Source organism: Marinobacterium sp. xm-m-383, from assembly GCF_013283255.1.
Classification (GTDB): Bacteria; Pseudomonadota; Gammaproteobacteria; order Pseudomonadales; family Balneatricaceae; genus Marinobacterium_E.
In genome coordinates this window covers 59,282-74,696 of sequence record NZ_WBYT01000001.1, presented here as the reverse complement: position 1 = coordinate 74,696, position 15,415 = coordinate 59,282, and the positions used below count along the sequence as shown (strand labels likewise).

General features: G+C 48.1%; 16 protein-coding genes. 4 read left to right on the top strand and 12 right to left on the bottom strand.

Annotated elements, in window-relative coordinates:
- Positions 1-4: 4 nt before the first annotated feature.
- Complete coding sequence (gene rluC / locus XMM383_RS00380) at positions 5-961, bottom strand: 23S rRNA pseudouridine(955/2504/2580) synthase RluC (protein WP_173483210.1); 957 nt, start codon at positions 959-961, stop codon at positions 5-7.
- 457 nt (positions 962-1,418) lie between these two features.
- Between rluC and rne the strand changes: the two genes are divergently transcribed.
- Positions 1,419-4,136: a ribonuclease E gene (gene rne, locus XMM383_RS00375; RefSeq protein WP_217363556.1), complete on the top strand. Its 2,718-nt coding sequence runs from the start codon at positions 1,419-1,421 to the stop codon at positions 4,134-4,136.
- 65 nt (positions 4,137-4,201) lie between these two features.
- On the opposite strand, the gene murB is transcribed toward rne, so the two are convergent.
- The 8 genes from murB to XMM383_RS00335 all read right to left on the bottom strand — a co-directional run bounded on the left by murB (position 4,202) and on the right by XMM383_RS00335 (position 10,988).
- Complete coding sequence (gene murB, locus XMM383_RS00370; protein ID WP_173484305.1) at positions 4,202-5,218, bottom strand: UDP-N-acetylmuramate dehydrogenase; 1,017 nt, start codon at positions 5,216-5,218, stop codon at positions 4,202-4,204.
- The gene (locus XMM383_RS00365) at positions 5,218-5,694 is read right to left on the bottom strand and encodes a low molecular weight protein-tyrosine-phosphatase (RefSeq protein ID WP_173484306.1); all 477 of its coding nucleotides are present in this window, start codon (positions 5,692-5,694) and stop codon (positions 5,218-5,220) included. Before XMM383_RS00365 ends, murB begins: the two co-directional genes overlap by 1 nt.
- 31 nt (positions 5,695-5,725) lie before the next feature.
- Entirely contained in the window at positions 5,726-6,493 is a 768-nt protein-coding gene (gene kdsB, locus XMM383_RS00360) for a 3-deoxy-manno-octulosonate cytidylyltransferase (protein WP_173483214.1), read from the bottom strand.
- 5 nt (positions 6,494-6,498) lie between these two features.
- Positions 6,499-6,684, bottom strand: coding sequence for a Trm112 family protein (locus tag XMM383_RS00355; RefSeq protein WP_173483215.1), 186 nt, complete (start codon positions 6,682-6,684; stop codon positions 6,499-6,501).
- 1 nt (position 6,685) lies between these two features.
- Complete coding sequence (lpxK, locus tag XMM383_RS00350) at positions 6,686-7,675, bottom strand: tetraacyldisaccharide 4'-kinase (protein WP_173494322.1); 990 nt, start codon at positions 7,673-7,675, stop codon at positions 6,686-6,688.
- 1 nt (position 7,676) lies between these two features.
- Positions 7,677-8,087 carry a biopolymer transporter ExbD gene (locus tag XMM383_RS00345; protein ID WP_173483217.1) on the bottom strand — a complete coding sequence of 137 codons (411 nt, stop codon included), beginning with the start codon at positions 8,085-8,087 and terminating at the stop codon, positions 7,677-7,679.
- 8 nt (positions 8,088-8,095) lie between these two features.
- Complete coding sequence (locus tag XMM383_RS00340) at positions 8,096-8,716, bottom strand: MotA/TolQ/ExbB proton channel family protein (RefSeq protein WP_173489098.1); 621 nt, start codon at positions 8,714-8,716, stop codon at positions 8,096-8,098.
- A 67-nt stretch (positions 8,717-8,783) separates the two neighbouring features.
- On the bottom strand, positions 8,784-10,988 hold the full coding sequence (locus XMM383_RS00335) for a DNA internalization-related competence protein ComEC/Rec2 (RefSeq protein WP_173494321.1): 2,205 nt from the start codon (positions 10,986-10,988) through the stop codon (positions 8,784-8,786).
- Between the two features lie 119 nt (positions 10,989-11,107).
- Between XMM383_RS00335 and XMM383_RS00330 the strand changes: the two genes are divergently transcribed.
- Complete coding sequence (locus XMM383_RS00330; RefSeq protein ID WP_173494320.1) at positions 11,108-11,635, top strand: DUF2062 domain-containing protein; 528 nt, start codon at positions 11,108-11,110, stop codon at positions 11,633-11,635.
- Here the strand turns inward: XMM383_RS00330 and XMM383_RS00325 are convergent.
- Both XMM383_RS00325 and XMM383_RS00320 read right to left on the bottom strand, forming a co-directional pair.
- Positions 11,603-12,298: an ABC transporter ATP-binding protein gene (locus XMM383_RS00325; protein WP_173494319.1), complete on the bottom strand. Its 696-nt coding sequence runs from the start codon at positions 12,296-12,298 to the stop codon at positions 11,603-11,605. The genes XMM383_RS00330 and XMM383_RS00325 overlap by 33 nt on opposite strands.
- Positions 12,291-13,538 carry a lipoprotein-releasing ABC transporter permease subunit gene (locus tag XMM383_RS00320; protein WP_173494318.1) on the bottom strand — a complete coding sequence of 416 codons (1,248 nt, stop codon included), beginning with the start codon at positions 13,536-13,538 and terminating at the stop codon, positions 12,291-12,293. The genes XMM383_RS00325 and XMM383_RS00320 overlap by 8 nt, the downstream gene beginning before the upstream one ends.
- 107 nt (positions 13,539-13,645) lie before the next feature.
- On the opposite strand from XMM383_RS00320, the gene XMM383_RS00315 reads away from it, so the two are divergent.
- Positions 13,646-13,981 (top strand): hypothetical protein, encoded by a 336-nt coding sequence (locus XMM383_RS00315; RefSeq protein ID WP_173483130.1) that lies wholly within the window; start codon positions 13,646-13,648, stop codon positions 13,979-13,981.
- A 410-nt stretch (positions 13,982-14,391) separates the two neighbouring features.
- A complete protein-coding gene (locus XMM383_RS00310; RefSeq protein ID WP_173483223.1) occupies positions 14,392-14,724 on the top strand; it encodes a Qac family quaternary ammonium compound efflux SMR transporter in 333 nt (110 codons plus the stop codon).
- A gap of 168 nt (positions 14,725-14,892) precedes the next feature.
- Here the strand turns inward: XMM383_RS00310 and XMM383_RS00305 are convergent, their stop codons facing one another.
- On the bottom strand, positions 14,893-15,405 hold the full coding sequence (locus tag XMM383_RS00305) for a retropepsin-like aspartic protease (RefSeq protein WP_173484696.1): 513 nt from the start codon (positions 15,403-15,405) through the stop codon (positions 14,893-14,895).
- Positions 15,406-15,415 lie beyond the last annotated feature (10 nt).

The window sequence follows — 15,415 nt, the reverse complement described above, 5'->3', positions numbered from 1 at the left end:
CGAACTACAAATTGTCCATCAATCTTAACAAACTATCATCTAACGGAGCACGCACTTCTAGCTCTTCGCCATCAGGCAGGATGAACCTGAGGCCGGCTGCATGAAGCATCAATCGTTTAAAACCCAGCTTTTTAAATTCAGCGTTGTTCTCATCCGAAGTGTACTTAACATCACCCACAATCGGATGACCCGTATATTGGGTGTGCACTCTAATCTGGTGAGTGCGACCCGTTTTAGGCCGAGCTTCCACTAGGGTGGCAAGATCACCAAATCGACGCAGCACTGAAAAGTTAGTAACCGACGGTTTGCCCTCAGGGGAGACGCGGACGGTTCGTTCACCTGATCGGTGCTCATCTCGCAGCAGAGGTGCATTGATCTGTTTGTGCTTAGCATCCCAACGACCCACAACCAGTGCCTGATAGATCTTATGCACTCGACGCTCCCTAAACGCATCGTGCATGTAACGTAACATCGAGCGTTTTTTAGCAATCATGATGCAACCTGAGGTGTCACGATCGATTCGGTGAATCAGCTCTAAAAAACGCGCATCTGGGCGCAATTTTCTAACCGCCTCAATCAGCCCTAATGAGACGCCGCTACCACCATGCACCGCTATACCCGAGGGTTTATTGATGATCAGCAGTGAGTCAGTCTCATAGACCACTGAACGCTCTAGCAATTCGAGCAACTGATCACTGACAGGGGCACTCTCCCCTTTTTCGGGCAGGCGAATCGGTGCGATGCGTATTTGATCCATCGCTTGAAGCTTATAGTCAGGTTTAGTGCGTTTTTTGTTAACTCGAATCTCACCCTTGCGCAACAGCCTGTAGATCAGCGTTTTTGGCGCCCCTTTAAGAAAGGTCCGCAAGAAATTATCGATACGCTGACCCGCTTGATCGGCATCGATATCAACAAACTGAACTTTATTCAAAGAGCCGGACTTAGGGGGATTTGAAGGCATGATGTGTGGGTAAAATAAATTGCTGAAAAACCAGTAAGTTGCTATATTCTACCGCTGCTGGATGAAGAAGGCTTCATTTTTATTTACACCCCACTAGAGCGAACAGTGATTCACTCACAATTTGGCGGTAGTTACCCAGCTTGAATAGCCATGTAATGGCTGAAGAAATTTATAAATAGCGACGTATTTTTCACGAGTGCTGAACAACAGCCCTCGGCTGAAGGATGGAGACGCACATCAACCAGGAACCTGCAGCCTCCCACTCCACGTTGAGTAAATTGGGCAGAGCAGCAGCCACAGCTAGAATCGATAACGATATTGGTTGATGTTTCCTTCATCGCTGAAGAGACCCTAATTATCCGGTGCAGAGCGTACTGGAGATTAGTTATTGCTTCGATAAAGCCAGGACACAGGTTTGTTGCCCGTCAAAGATGCGTTGCGTTAAGAGAACGTCAAAATGAAACGCATGTTAATCAACGCGACTCAACAAGAAGAGTTGCGTGTTGCGCTTGTCGATGGACAGCGCATGTTCGATTTGGATATTGAATCCAACTCCCGCGTGCAGAAGAAGGCAAACATCTACAAAGGCCGTATCAGCCGTGTAGAAGCCAGCCTTGAAGCTGCATTTGTCGATTACGGTGCCGAACGTCACGGTTTCCTACCCCTAAAAGAGATCGCTAAAGAGTACTTTGTCTCAACGCCTGAACGCGGCCAGCGTCCAAGCATCAAGGATCTTGTTAAAGAGGGTACCGAAGTCATCGTTCAGGTGGATAAAGAGGAGCGTGGCAATAAAGGCGCCGCTCTGACAACCTTTATCAGCCTTGCCGGTCGTTACATGGTTCTAATGCCTAACAACCCTCGTGCAGGTGGTATTTCGCGCCGCATCGAAGGTGATGAACGATCTGAACTGAAAGCAGCTATGAACGGCTTGGACATTCCGAAAGGCATGGGCGTTATCGTTCGTACCGCCGGTATTGGCCGTTCGACTGAAGAGCTGCAGTGGGATCTTAACTACCTAGCAACGGTTTGGACTGCGATTACTGAAGTTGATGATCGCCCTGCTCCATTCCTGATCTATCAAGAGAGCAACGTCGTTATTCGTGCTATTCGCGACTATCTGCGCGATGACATCGGTGAAGTGCTGATCGACGAGCCGAAAGTGTTTGAACAAGCTCAGCTGTTCGTTCGTCAGGTAATGCCGACTTACGAAAATCGTATCAAGCTTTACAAAGAGTCTGTGCCACTGTTCAACCGCTTCCAGATCGAGACACAGATCGAATCAGCATTTGAACGTGAAGTGAAGCTCCCTTCTGGCGGTTCGATTGTTATCGACCCAACAGAAGCTCTAGTTTCAATCGATATCAACTCCGCTCGCGCAACTAAGGGCGGTGATATTGAAGAGACCGCACTAAACACCAACCTTGAAGCGGCTGATGAGATTGCTCGCCAGCTTCGCCTTCGTGACATGGGCGGCCTAGTGGTTATCGACTTCATCGATATGACGCCAATCAAACACCAGCGCGAAGTTGAAAAACGCCTTAACGATGCACTCAAGCTTGACCGCGCACGCGTTCAGATGGGTCGCATCTCGCGCTTTGGTCTTCTAGAGATGTCACGTCAACGCCTGCGTCCATCGCTTGCAGAGAGTCGCGGTCACGTCTGTCCTCGCTGTAATGGCCAAGGCTACATTCGTGATATTGAATCACTGGCACTCTCTATTCTGCGTATTCTTGAAGAGGAAGCGTCTAAAGATCGCACCTCTCAAATTCGCGCGATTCTTCCAGTCAGCGTAGCGACCTTCCTGCTTAACGAGAAGCGTCATCAAGTGCACGCTGTTGAGCTGCGTCAAAACGTTCGTATCGTTGTGGTTCCTAATCCAAACATGGAAACACCACACTACGAAGTGGTTCGTTTGCGCGATGATCACACCATCACTACCGTGAATGATGCGAGCTACACGCTGCAACCAGAACAGCCAGTCGAAGATCCTACCGACAAACCACTTCCGGTCGCTCCTCGTGAGCAAGCGGCTGTGCAGGGGGTTCTTAACTCATCTGCGCCACCAGCACCTAAGAGCGAGAGCTCTGAACCAAAAGCAGAGCCAGCTCGCCAACAAAAACGTCAGCAGACTAGTCGTAAGCCTGTCGCTAACAAGTCATTGGGCGAGCGTATTATTGCAGCGATTAAAGGTCTGTTTGGTCTATCCGATTCTGCCAAAGAGGACGATAAAAAGAGCACTCGCCGTGATGACAAGAAAGGCTCTGACCGCGATGGCAACCGTAACAACCGTCGTCGTAACAATAACCGTAACGATCGTCGCCGTGGTAACAATCGCCGTAACGATCGTCGTGAGCGTCGTGATGCAGACGAAGTCATTACGGTTGAGACGGAGAACAACCTGCCGACCATAGGCGATAACGATAAGAGTTCATCGAATGACGAGCAGCGCTCTGGCCGTTCACGTCGTCGCCGTCGCGGTGGTCGTGATCGTCGCTCTGAAAACGGCAATGAAGAGTTCAACTCTGGAAACAATAGCGAAACGGAACTACCACCTCGCAGTAAAAACCGTGGACGTCGTCGTCGCGCCAATGATGAGCGCAGTGCTGAACGTAGCAATCCTATCCCAGAGGAGTTGCTCAATGCACCGCTAGAAGCCGTTTCAGAAGAAGTTGCTGCGGAAGCCTCAACTGAAGCTCCAAAAGCATCTGAAACAGCGACCACTACTGAAGCGCCAGCAGCTAACGAAGTGTCAGAAGCAACAGCAGAGCAAGCCGCGGCTACTGAAACAGAGAGCCAAGCTACTGAAGTGACTACCGAAGCTACTGCTGAAGAGTCTGCAGAAAATACACCGGTTGTTGAACAAGAGCCGGAAGTCGTTGTAGAAGAGTCAACTGAAAACACAGTAACTGAAGTTGAAGCTACGGCTGAAACAGTCACTGAGACACAGGTTGAGTTGGATCTGACTCCTGCTGTAGAGCCCTCAGCTAGTGAAGAGCCTTCAGCCAATGAAGAGCCTGCTGCAGAAGCAACTGAAGAACCTACTGCTACTGAAGAGACTGTTGAAGAAGCACCTGCTGAAGCAGAAGCGAGCGAAGAGGAAGCAAAACCTCGTCGCCGCCGTCGCGCTGCAAACGATCCTCGATTGAAGCGTCGTCAAGCAGAAGCGGCTGAATAACAGCGCACTTCCAATAGAAAAGCAGCCAATGGGCTGCTTTTTTTTGGTTTTAATTTCTGCTCAGGCTAGGGATAGGCGATCGGCTCTTGCTCTAGGCGAACCGAGAACCGATTAAACACGCTCTGTTTAATATCATCGGCTAGCTCATCAATATCCTGACGCGACCCACCCGCATGATTCACGATCACGAGTGCCTGATCTTTATGAACACCCACTCGTTCACGATAGAGACCTTTCCAACCGCACTGATCGATTAACCAACCCGCAGCAAGCTTTACTCCAGAAGCATCTGGGTAGTTGGGAATCTCTGGATAGATTTGCCGTAAACCCTCAAAGCAGTCGTTTGAGACAACAGGATTCTTAAAGAAACTACCCGCATTAGGGAGCACTTCAGGATTCGGCAGTTTAGATTGGCGCACAGCGACCACTGCGTCAAAAATCGCTTGAGCGCTCAGCTCTTTAATCCCTTGGGCATCTAACCAACCCTGAAGTGCCGCATAGGAACATTTAGCTTCAAATTGTTTTGAGAGATTGAATCGCACTGAAGTGATAATGAAACGGCCAGGGTTTCGCTTGAACAGCGAGTCACGGTAGGCGAACTGACAATCCGCTTTCTGCATGACGTCAAAGGTGTTGGATAGCGTATCAAACACCTCTACCTGATCGATCAGATCCGCTACTTCAACACCATAGGCTCCGATATTTTGTACAGGTGATGCACCAACCGAACCTGGTATCAGTGCGAGATTCTCTAAACCATACCAGCCATTTTCAAGACAGTGAGTCACTAGGCCGTGCCAGCTCTCTCCTGCAGCCACTTTAATCAAAACCGACTCTTCTGAGTCTGATTGGATCTCAATGCCTTTCGTTGCAATATGAACTACGCAACCTGGCACTTCATCTGCCAACACCAGGTTACTGCCACCGCCTATCCAAAGAGAAGGAAGATCCTGCTTAGCAATAAAATCGAGCAGTTCAGGAAGGTCATTTAAGTCAGATAACTCAGCAAAAAATTGAGCTTTAGCCGGCATCGCCAAAGTGTTGAACGCCGTTAAATCATGCCACGAGTGTATGGTGAGCATTAGGCGAGTCTCACCTCTAACTGCTTGATTAAGCCATCGGATGCCGCTTCAATCAGATCAACCACCTCATGAAAACCTGAGTCACCCTCACCATAATAGGGATCTGGTACTTCTGCCCCGCTCTTCCCTGAAAAATCGAGAAACAGGCTCAGGTGACCAGAGTAATGATTCGGCGCAATGGCCTGCAAGTTATCCAGATTGGCCTCATCCATTGCAAGGATATAGTCAAAGCGTTCAAAGTCAGCAGGTGTCGCTTGTCGTGCACGCAAAGGCGTTAGATCGTATCCACGCTCAGCCCCCACTCTGACCGAGCGAGGATCTGGCGGGTTACCCACATGCCATGCTGCGGTTCCCGCTGAATCGACTTCAACTCGATTGGCTAACCAAGGGTGATCATCCAATTTTTTTCGAAAAATAGCATCGGCTGATGGGGAGCGGCAGATATTACCTAAACAGACAAACAACACTCTTATCATTGCACACGACACTCTTATTACTGCAACCGACCTACTGGCCTTCCATTATCCGTTTAAGCCTTTCAAGGTCTTCAGGGGTATCAACGCCGGCTGGAGGAGCCTCGACGGCATTGGCTACATGAATCGAAACACCATTAAATAGAGCTCGCAGCTGTTCAAGGGATTCAGTCTTTTCAATAGGTGCAGGTGACCATTGAACATAAGCATTAAGAAAGCCTACACGGTAGGCGTAGATACCAATATGACGGCGCCAAGCAAATAGAGAAGGCAGAGTCTCAGGCAGCTCATCATTGGTCATCATATCTCGCGGCCAAGCGATCGGAGCTCGCGAAAAATAGAGCGCCATGCCGCGAATGTCCGTCACCACCTTGACCACATTTGGATTCAAAAGATCGGTTTTCGTCTCGATAGGCTCTGCTAATGTTGAGATGCCTGCATCTTGATGTGCCGCAAGGTTATCGGCGACTTGATCGATCAGCTTTGCTGGAATTAGAGGCTCATCACCCTGAACATTGACGACAATTTCATGATCCGCCAAACCAATCTTATTAACGACCTCTTGGAGTCTATCAGTGCCAGAAGGATGATCCGCAGAGGTCATACAGACCTCTGCACCAAAACCTTTGGCTACCGCCTCAATTCTTGGGTCATCGGTTGCGACAATGACACGACTAGCACCACTCTCTAGTGACCGTTCATAGACGTGTTGCACCATCGTTTTACCGGCCAGCTCAACCAAAGGTTTACCTGGGAAACGGGTAGATGCATAGCGCGCCGGAATAACAACAGTGAAACTCATCAAGCTTACTCCGGAAGGCGCTCTTCACTGGTTAAAGTGCGAGCTTCGCTCTCAAGCATCACAGGAATACCATCACGGATAGGATAGGCTAAACCACTGGTGCGACAGACTAACTCATTACTCTCCTTATCCCACTCCAATGGGGCTTTGCTGACAGGGCAAACAAGGATATCGAGTAGTTTAGGATCCATTTTATTCTCCGTTAGGGTTAACAACACGTTTCAGTAATTGGGCCAAATTCTCCGCCTCTTTGGGTGCAAATTCTGCCTCTACTGAAAGCGCCCAACAATTATCTGGGGCGATAGAGTGACATTTTACTGCATCTTTATCGGTCATCACCAATGGCAATGAGCGGTATTGATCGAGCAGCTCTTTAGTAATCGGTGCGTGATCTCTTAAAGGGATGGTTTTAAGCTCTAAGCCCAGCCCCATTAGGGTATCAAAAAACCGTGAAGGGTTACCGATACCGGCCAATGCATAGACTGTTTTGCTACCTAGCTCATCAATCTGAAGCGCTTTTTGTTCACCCGATGCTAGATGTCTAAACGCAGTAGGACGTAGACGATAGGTAAGCGCACCTGGATAGCTATAGGAGCCCTCACCATTCAACACAACCAGATCAACTTCATCTAAGCGCGACAGCTCTTCTCTTAAAGGCCCTTCCGGCATCAACTGTTGGTTACCTAACCCTCGCACAGAGTCGATCACCGCAATTTCGAACTGACGCCCCATTTGATAATGCTGCAGACCATCATCACTGAAGATGATATCGACCGGGTGTTGGTCAATTAGATGCTGGCATGCAGAGACTCGATTCGGATCAACGACGACAGGCACGCCTGTCTTCTCGAAGATCATCTGCGGCTCATCCCCCACCAACTCTGGCGAGGTCTGATTAGAAACGTGCATAGGATAACTTGTTGCCTGACCACCGTATCCACGACTGACCACACCGGGGTTGAACCCCAAGGATTTTGCTAGGGTTACCAAATAGATTAAGAGAGGTGTTTTACCGGTACCACCGACACTGATATTACCGACCACGACAACCGGCACATCCATTGTGACCGCCTGTTCGGTCAGAAGAGCACGGCGGCGTCTAGAGATGAAACCATATAGCAGTGATAAGGGACGCAGTAGAACTAGCCAGCCTGCTTTCTGATACCAAGCTTTCTCAATCAACTTAGTCGATCTCTCTGGTCGTAAGACTCAATTGAGAAAACCCTAAGTTTGCTGCTACATCCATGGCGGTAATGACCGCTTGATGAGGAGTCGATGCATCGGCGGAAATCTTTAGAGGTGTTGTAAGATCACCACTACTCTCTTTTAGCAGTGCCGCCCTAAGAGTTTTAGGCTGCGCATTGACCAATGCTTTATCGTTGATTGCGAAACTACCATCAGCCTTGATAATAATCTCAAGCATATCGACCTGAGCCACCTGGTCTGTCGTTGCTTGAGGGAGGTCCACTTTAAGCTGGGTCTCTTTAGTAAAGGTGGTCGACACCATAAAAAAGATCAGCAGCAGGAAGACAACATCAATCAACGGAGTTAGGTTGATGGATATCTCTTCCGATTGAGGTCTTGGAAAATTCACAGAGCGCCCTATTTCAGATCCACTTTGCGATCACCATGGATAATATCGACCAACTTGACCGACTCCTGCTCCATTGCCAACACCAGTGTCGATACACGACGTTGCAAGAAGCGGTGCGCTACCAACGCAGGGATGGCAACCGTCAAACCGGCTGCTGTTGTGATCAGGGCTTCGGAGATACCTCCGGCCAAAAGGTTAGCGTTGCCCGTGCCAGAAATCATGATCTGGGAGAATACTTTAATCATGCCGATCACTGTCCCTAACAGACCCAACAGAGGGGTAATGACTGCGACAGTCCCCAAAGCGTTTAAAAATCTCTCCATCTGATGGATGGCGTCACTGGCGGCATCGGTAATGGACTCTTTCATCACATCTCGACCTGAGCCTGCGTTACTCAATCCGGCGACAATCAGTGATCCTAATGCACTCGCCTCTCTTATCTCTTTAAGACGCTCGTTAGTTAGCTGCCCACCTTTATAGAGCCCCCAGACATCGGCCAGAAGACCCGGTGGCAAAATCCTATCAGCCCTCAGGGCCATTAAACGCTCAACCGTGATAGCAAGTGCAAGAATTGAACAGGCTAAAATCGGCAGCATCAACCAACCACCGGCGGAAATTAACTCTAACAACGAAAAACCTCAAAAAGACAGATTAACCAGCCAAGACGGCCTATAAAAAACCCATAGTATCGCAGCATTAATGAGTTCGCCAATAACGTGGATATAAGTTTGCAAAAGAGTCACTTAGACACTGATCTTGGGTCGCTGTTAATACTATTTCACCCTGCTCCGCTGTATCCAAAAGGGTGATACCTCGATCGGCCAAACGCTGTTTTACAGATTCATTAGGATGCCCAAAACGATTGTGCTTGCCTCTCGATGCGATCGCAGCCTCCGGCAAAAGTTGATCCAACCAGACACCTGAGGAGGAGCTATGGCTACCGTGGTGGGATAAGACCAACCAAGTCACGGGGGCTAATCGCTGCTGATTGAGCAACTCGATTTCTGCACGGCTGGACATATCTCCTGCAATCAATATTGAGCAACGACCATTTTCGACGTGCAGAACACAACTTTGATCATTATCGGATTGCTGGTTCTGTAGCGCGTAGAGCTGAAAATAGACCTCTCCTTTTTTCCAGCTTTGTGATGCACAGGCAGTGCCTCCCGTTAAAGAGGGCTGGCCTGAATAGAATCGCTTCACTAAAAACTGATCTAACGTTCTATCCAAGCCTCCACTGTGATCAACGTCTGAATGACTAACAACCAGATCTAACTCTCTATAGCCCAGTGCTCTGAGAGTTGGAAACAGAGTAGCTTGGGCTGCGATCCAACCGCTTCGACTTTTAGCCGCCAAATCATAGACCGTCACTCCCTCTCGAGTCTCAATCAAGATTGATAGACCCTGCCCCACATCCAGAAGACGAACGACATACTCACTTGCATCGGGCCGATTCTGTTTGGGTATGAGCAATGGCATTAGAAGCAGTAGACTCATCACTTTGAGGCGTCCAGGTAGAAACAGCATCACCAGAGCAACCAAGCTCACAAAAAGCCCAAACATCGCGGGGGTTTGCCACTGAGCATGCAAACCGATCACTGAATGAAAAGAGAGCCCATGCCAAAACCCTGAAGCCCAAATTTCATAGAACGCTAAGATCGGCTCAAAGACTCCAACCAGTGCTAGCGTGATGGGTAACAGCGCAACAAAGAGTGAGACATAGGGGATCGCCCAAAGGTTGGACAGTGCACCGCCTAAATTAAACTGTCCTAAGCCAAAGAGCAGAATTGGCAACATTAATAGGGTTAAAAAGAGCTGTACTGCGAAGATCTGTATCAGCCTTGAGTAGCCATTGCGCCAATTGGCGAACTGAATCAACAACCCTACCAGACTGAACGAAAGCCAAAAGCCGATCTCTAAAATCGATAGAGGCTCATAAACCAGTACCAAAAAAAGTGCAATTTTAAGTCGTTTCATGGGGTCTATTCGCCTTGCAAACAACTGCGGCAGCAACAAGCAGATCGCCATGATCCAAGCTCTCTGAAGCGGCACACCAAAGCCACCAAACCAGAGATAAAAAGAGGCTAAACTGATCGCACATAAAACGGGCAGGGTTTGTATTATCGAGTTGGGCCTAACACCCAAGTACTGGATCGTCACCACAACCAACCTACCCAATAGAAGGCCTGTTAAACACATCACCCCTAGATGTAATCCGCTAACAACCGCTAAATGGACGGTTCCACTGACCCTAAGAAGCTCCCACTGACTGTCATCTAGATCTCCTCTGTAACCCAAAACAAGGGCGGACATCAGAGCGGATGTCGATTGGCTCATATTATGATGTAGCCAATCATGTACCCGTTGCCGAATGGAACTATTCTGCTCATGTTTTATCAGCTGTTTGACATACCCTGACCCGCCGATCCCCTGTGCAAACTCTCTTCTGCGTCGATCCGGACTGAACTCATTTTGGTAGGCATTCAGTGGACCCACCTTGGCCAGCACTTTAATGCGATCGCCAGCCGCTATTCTCACCTCAGAGTCGTATAGCCCCAGTCGCACACTATCGATTCCCATCAACTGAACAGGCGCACTCTCTATATCCAACAGCAGTGATTGAAAGCCCTCAGGAGCCTGAGGCTGCAAGTTGATGACCTGTCCTTCAATCTCAAACTCATCTGGCACAACGCTCATTGATAGGGTTTTAGAGAGTCCATCAACTGCGTGCCAGTGGGCCACCATAAAACCTATTAGAGCAAACAGCAGATGAGATCTAAGTATAGGAGAGCCCCAACAAAGACCAAGCGTTCCTAGGGTTAGGATAATAAGAAAATAGGACCCCCAACTGATAGAGGGAAGAAAGGCGTGCCCGAGCACTGCTAAGAGAAAACTGATCATCCTTGATCCAAGCCAAACTATTTATTCAATCTAGCAGAAGTTTCAGTAATAGCAGGTTGGTTTATTAATAATCGAAGGGCATAATCTGACTTCCAGATAATTTGATAGGTCGTTCAGGGATGCCACGTAAGCTGTTAAAGCGTTACATGCCGAAACAGGATGCTTTAAAAAGTCATAAGCATCTTAAATGGCTTGGTGAACATCTGCACAACCCAGACCTATTCCATTTGACTCGAAAGTCCGCCGCCAAAGCCTTCTTAGTGGGTATTTTCTGCGCTTTTCTTCCCATTCCTGGTCAGATGCTTGTGGCCGCTTTCTTAGCACTCTGGATTGGCTCAAACCTACCCATTTCGATCGGGCTAGTTTGGTTAACCAACCCTATCACCATGCCACCTATTTTTTATACAACCTATAAAATTGGAGCTTGGATGTTAGGAACCCCGCCGATCAACATTAGTTGGGAGTTACACAACATCCATTCAGAGCTGGCAACGATCTGGTGGCCCCTACTGACGGGCTCTCTTCTCTGTGGAGTGCTATTTTCTGGAATCAGTTATCTAGCCATTAACCGCTTATGGATTTGGCAAGTGCGACGCCGTTGGCAGAAACGTTTACTAAAGGCTCGTGCTAGCAAACACCTCAACTAAACGCCCCTCTTTCAATTCAAGAACACGATCCATTCTTTTTGCCAGGTCATGATCATGAGTGACGACAATCTGTGCCACCCCCTGCTCCTGATTGAGCTTCAATAGATAGTGTTCAACATCTTCGGCGGTATGAGGATCAAGATTACCGGTCGGTTCATCCATCAAAACACAAGCGGGCGTGTTTGCCAGAGCACGGGCAATCGCGACACGTTGACGCTCTCCCCCACTCAACTTAGCGGGTTTATGTTGTGCACGTGACGAGAGACCGACCTGATCAAGAAGATAAGCAGCACGCTGCTGAGCGGCGTCAACAGACGCACCGCCCAGGAGTTGAGGTATGGCGATATTCTCTAATGCAGAAAACTCCGGCAGCAGGTGGTGAAACTGAAACACAAAACCTAGTTGCGAGTTACGCAGTTCAGCGCGGCGATTCTCCGATAGCTGACTGATCGATTCACCTGCGATAACCACCTCACCAGCGGTAGGCGTATCCAGCCCCGCTAATAGGTTGAGTAACGTACTCTTACCACTACCTGAGGAACCAATGATTGCCAGACGTTCACCGGCAGCTACAGATAGATTCAGATCATTAATGATGATCAACTGACGCTCCGCTTCATCAAAAGAGCGGCATAGCTGATTTGCAACCAAGACATTACTCATAACGAAGCGCCTCCGCAGGTTCAACCTTAGCCGCTCGCCATGCAGGATAGAGCGTGGCTAGGAAGCTCATCGCGAGAGTCACGCCAATCACCAGCGAGACATCCCCTAATTGAAGCTCAGAGGGTAGATAGCTGATGAAGTAGACCTCCGAAGAGAGGAATTGAATGCCTAACACCGACTCTATCCAGGCCACCAGATCAGAGACAGTTAGCGCTAACGTAATGCCTAAAATAGCCCCCAGCAGAGTTCCTAGTAACCCTATAAGGGAACCTTGAATCATAAAGATCCTCAATATCATTCCTGGCTTCGCACCTAGAGTGCGCAATATTGCGATGTCGGAGCGCTTATCGGTGACGACCATGACCAGCGTTGAGACGATGTTAAAGCCGGCAACAAAGACGATCAGGAACAGCAGCAGTCCGATCATTCGTTTCTCTAACTGAATTGCTTGAAATAGATTGCCATGGGTTCGAGTCCAGTCAGAGGTGTAGACAGGATGGTTCAACTCTCGAGCAAGTTCATAGACTCGAGTAGGCGCACTGAACAGGTCATTGAATTTAATTCTAAGCCCTTCAACAGCATCACCCTTAATTCGTTTCAAACGGGCTGCATCCTGTAGATGAACATAGGCTAAATTGGCATCCAACTCAGCACCAACTGAGAAAATACCGGACACAGTAAAGCGTTTTAAGCGTGGAATCACACCGGCCACACTCACCGACGCTTCAGGCAGAACCAGATTGACCTTATCACCAATCGATACGCCCAAAAACTTAGCGAGAAGCTCACCTAAAACAATCTGATACTCTCCTGCTTGCAGGGAGTTTAGATCACCCAGGGTCATCTGACCGGCAGCTATCGAAACACTCTCTTCCAGCATTGGGTCGATACCTGATACCAATACAGGTTGTACACGACCGGAGGCGGTCAGCATCCCTTGAGCCTGAACAAAGGGTGCCACCCCTTCGACGTCTGACGCAGTCAGAAGCGTTTCACGAAGCGGTTGCCAATTATCTAACGGAGCGTTGTATCCATTGATAGTAGCCTGCGGAACCATACCGAGAATCCGTTCTTTCAATTCACGGTCAAAGCCGTTCATGACACTCAGTACTAGAATCAATGCAGCCACACCGAGCATCAGTCCGAGTGTCGAAACCAAACTGATAAAGGATATGAAGTGATTTGAGCGGTTTGCTCGGGTGTAGCGCCAGCCAACAAAGAGAGAAAAGGGATTGAACATCGACTGGCGATTTCCTGGATAATGAATTGAAGCATAAGTTAACAATTCTGACCGCTTGAGTGAACCTAAATCAGGGAGTATTTCGCGATTAACATTTAAAATCGCCGATGAAACCTCTATTCTCAGCACAGCGTATCTTTGGGGTTCTGAAAAACATGCTCGACAATAAAAAACTTCATCACATTGGAATAGCTGTTGGCCTGATTGGTTTGGGCTGCTGGTATCTAGTTGCAGAGCGACTATCGTTATTCAGCTTGATTACGGAACAGTTCCCAGAATCTCATAAAGGCGCAGGCTTAATGGTCGCAATCATGGTAGTGATGACGCCTGGCTTTTTCATATGGAAACACTACAACCGTTGGTTAGAAAAGGTACTGGCCATCAAGGGGAGGTACTATGAAGATAGCTACTATCAGAATGACTCAGAAACCAAGCAGAAGTAATTAACCAAGCGAATTAGCTTCTCGCTATACTCTCCTTGGTAGGCTTAAACACTGACTCTGTAGTAAATTTTCTCATTAAATGAGCGGCTGAAATCGGCACAAAGCTGCCGTCTCTGCTAATCCCTCGAAAGGGCTCGCTTCAAGCCAAAACCTATAAATATTCCACCTGTCAGACGCTCAAGGCGGGATATTATCCTCGGACTGTTCATCCATTTGCTTAGTCTGCTAGGTGTCAAAAGAGGACATAAATAATCATATGCTTTATAGGTATATAGTAAACGGCAAATCAAACCGTCTTAGAATTGAAATGTTAGATGTCCATGTGCTCACAGTCTCTCCAAAAGAACAAGAGTGCACATTATTAAAGGGTTAGTTTACTCTATCGCAATATATATACATTGGAGCAAACCTTGAAAAACTGGTTGTTTTTATCCGCTGCTATTATTTGTGAAGTAATTGCAACATCTAGTCTGAAGTCGAGTGAAGGTTTTACTAAAATCGCCCCATCTATGCTTGTTATTATTGGTTATAGCGCAGCTTTCTATTTACTTTCACTTACTCTGAAATCAATCCCTGTTGGTATTGCATATGCAATTTGGTCAGGGCTTGGCATAGTTTTAGTTACTCTAGTCGCATGGTTTATGCACGGTCAAAAAATTGACCTTTGGGGATATGTTGGGATGGGGTTAATCGTTAGTGGCGTTGTTGTTCTCAACTTGCTTTCAAAAACTAGCGCACATTAATCCAGTGCATCTAACAAGTTACTCAAGTGTACTGCGTCAGCTATATCTGGCTAAGAGGGGCAGTTATAGCTACTTTGGGTCAGGCCACCTAGCAAGGCGTTAATGTCCGCTATGGGTCGTGAGCCGACGTCAGACATGAACCGAAACCAGCCAAAAAAGCATTACCACTTACGGAACACGAAGCTCCAGCTTTCCGTCGCTTTGAACAAGGTCTAGGTGTTTTAGAAAACTCATCCCTAACAGAACAATCTGACTATCTAGCTCAGGCACAATCATTGCAGGTACGTTACCCATGGAGAGCCCCCCTAAGCTAACCTCCTCTAACTGAGTTAAATCAACGGGTACTCGTCCATTAGCGGTTATCGCAAAGCTTTTGCCCTGACGGGGTAACGAGAGCTCATTGGCCAGGGCATCAGAAAGTGACACATAGGTCGCACCGGTATCAACCACAAAAGAGACGGGGTAACCATTGATGGTACCTGGTGCTCGATACTGCCCTTTTTGATCGGCAATAAGGCGAACCTGATCGGTGCCGTTCGCCAAAGATAGTTGTGAGTTGGGATAGTCGCGCTGCTCAAGATAGGCGTTAAAGCCATAGGTAAGCATCACCAGAATAAGAATCCAGGTCATATGCGCAGAAAAACGGGCCATTTTTCGCTGTGTACTCGGAACCTTATTCACACAAAACCTC

Excerpts from the sequence above, each read along its gene's own strand:
- XMM383_RS00330 (WP_173494320.1), top strand. The coding sequence starts at position 11,108 with ATGCCACGTAAGCTGTTAAAGCGTTACATGCCGAAACAGGATGCTTTA.
- XMM383_RS00325 (WP_173494319.1), bottom strand. The coding sequence starts at position 12,298 with ATGAGTAATGTCTTGGTTGCAAATCAGCTATGCCGCTCTTTTGATGAA.
- rne (WP_217363556.1), top strand. The coding sequence starts at position 1,419 with ATGAAACGCATGTTAATCAACGCGACTCAACAAGAAGAGTTGCGTGTT.
- kdsB (WP_173483214.1), bottom strand. The coding sequence starts at position 6,493 with ATGAGTTTCACTGTTGTTATTCCGGCGCGCTATGCATCTACCCGTTTC.
- murB (WP_173484305.1), bottom strand. The coding sequence starts at position 5,218 with ATGCTCACCATACACTCGTGGCATGATTTAACGGCGTTCAACACTTTG.
- XMM383_RS00315 (WP_173483130.1), top strand. The coding sequence starts at position 13,646 with ATGAAACCTCTATTCTCAGCACAGCGTATCTTTGGGGTTCTGAAAAAC.
- rluC (WP_173483210.1), bottom strand. The coding sequence starts at position 961 with ATGCCTTCAAATCCCCCTAAGTCCGGCTCTTTGAATAAAGTTCAGTTT.
- XMM383_RS00335 (WP_173494321.1), bottom strand. The coding sequence starts at position 10,988 with ATGATCAGTTTTCTCTTAGCAGTGCTCGGGCACGCCTTTCTTCCCTCT.
- XMM383_RS00355 (WP_173483215.1), bottom strand. The coding sequence starts at position 6,684 with ATGGATCCTAAACTACTCGATATCCTTGTTTGCCCTGTCAGCAAAGCC.
- XMM383_RS00365 (WP_173484306.1), bottom strand. The coding sequence starts at position 5,694 with ATGATAAGAGTGTTGTTTGTCTGTTTAGGTAATATCTGCCGCTCCCCA.
- XMM383_RS00320 (WP_173494318.1), bottom strand. The coding sequence starts at position 13,538 with ATGTTCAATCCCTTTTCTCTCTTTGTTGGCTGGCGCTACACCCGAGCA.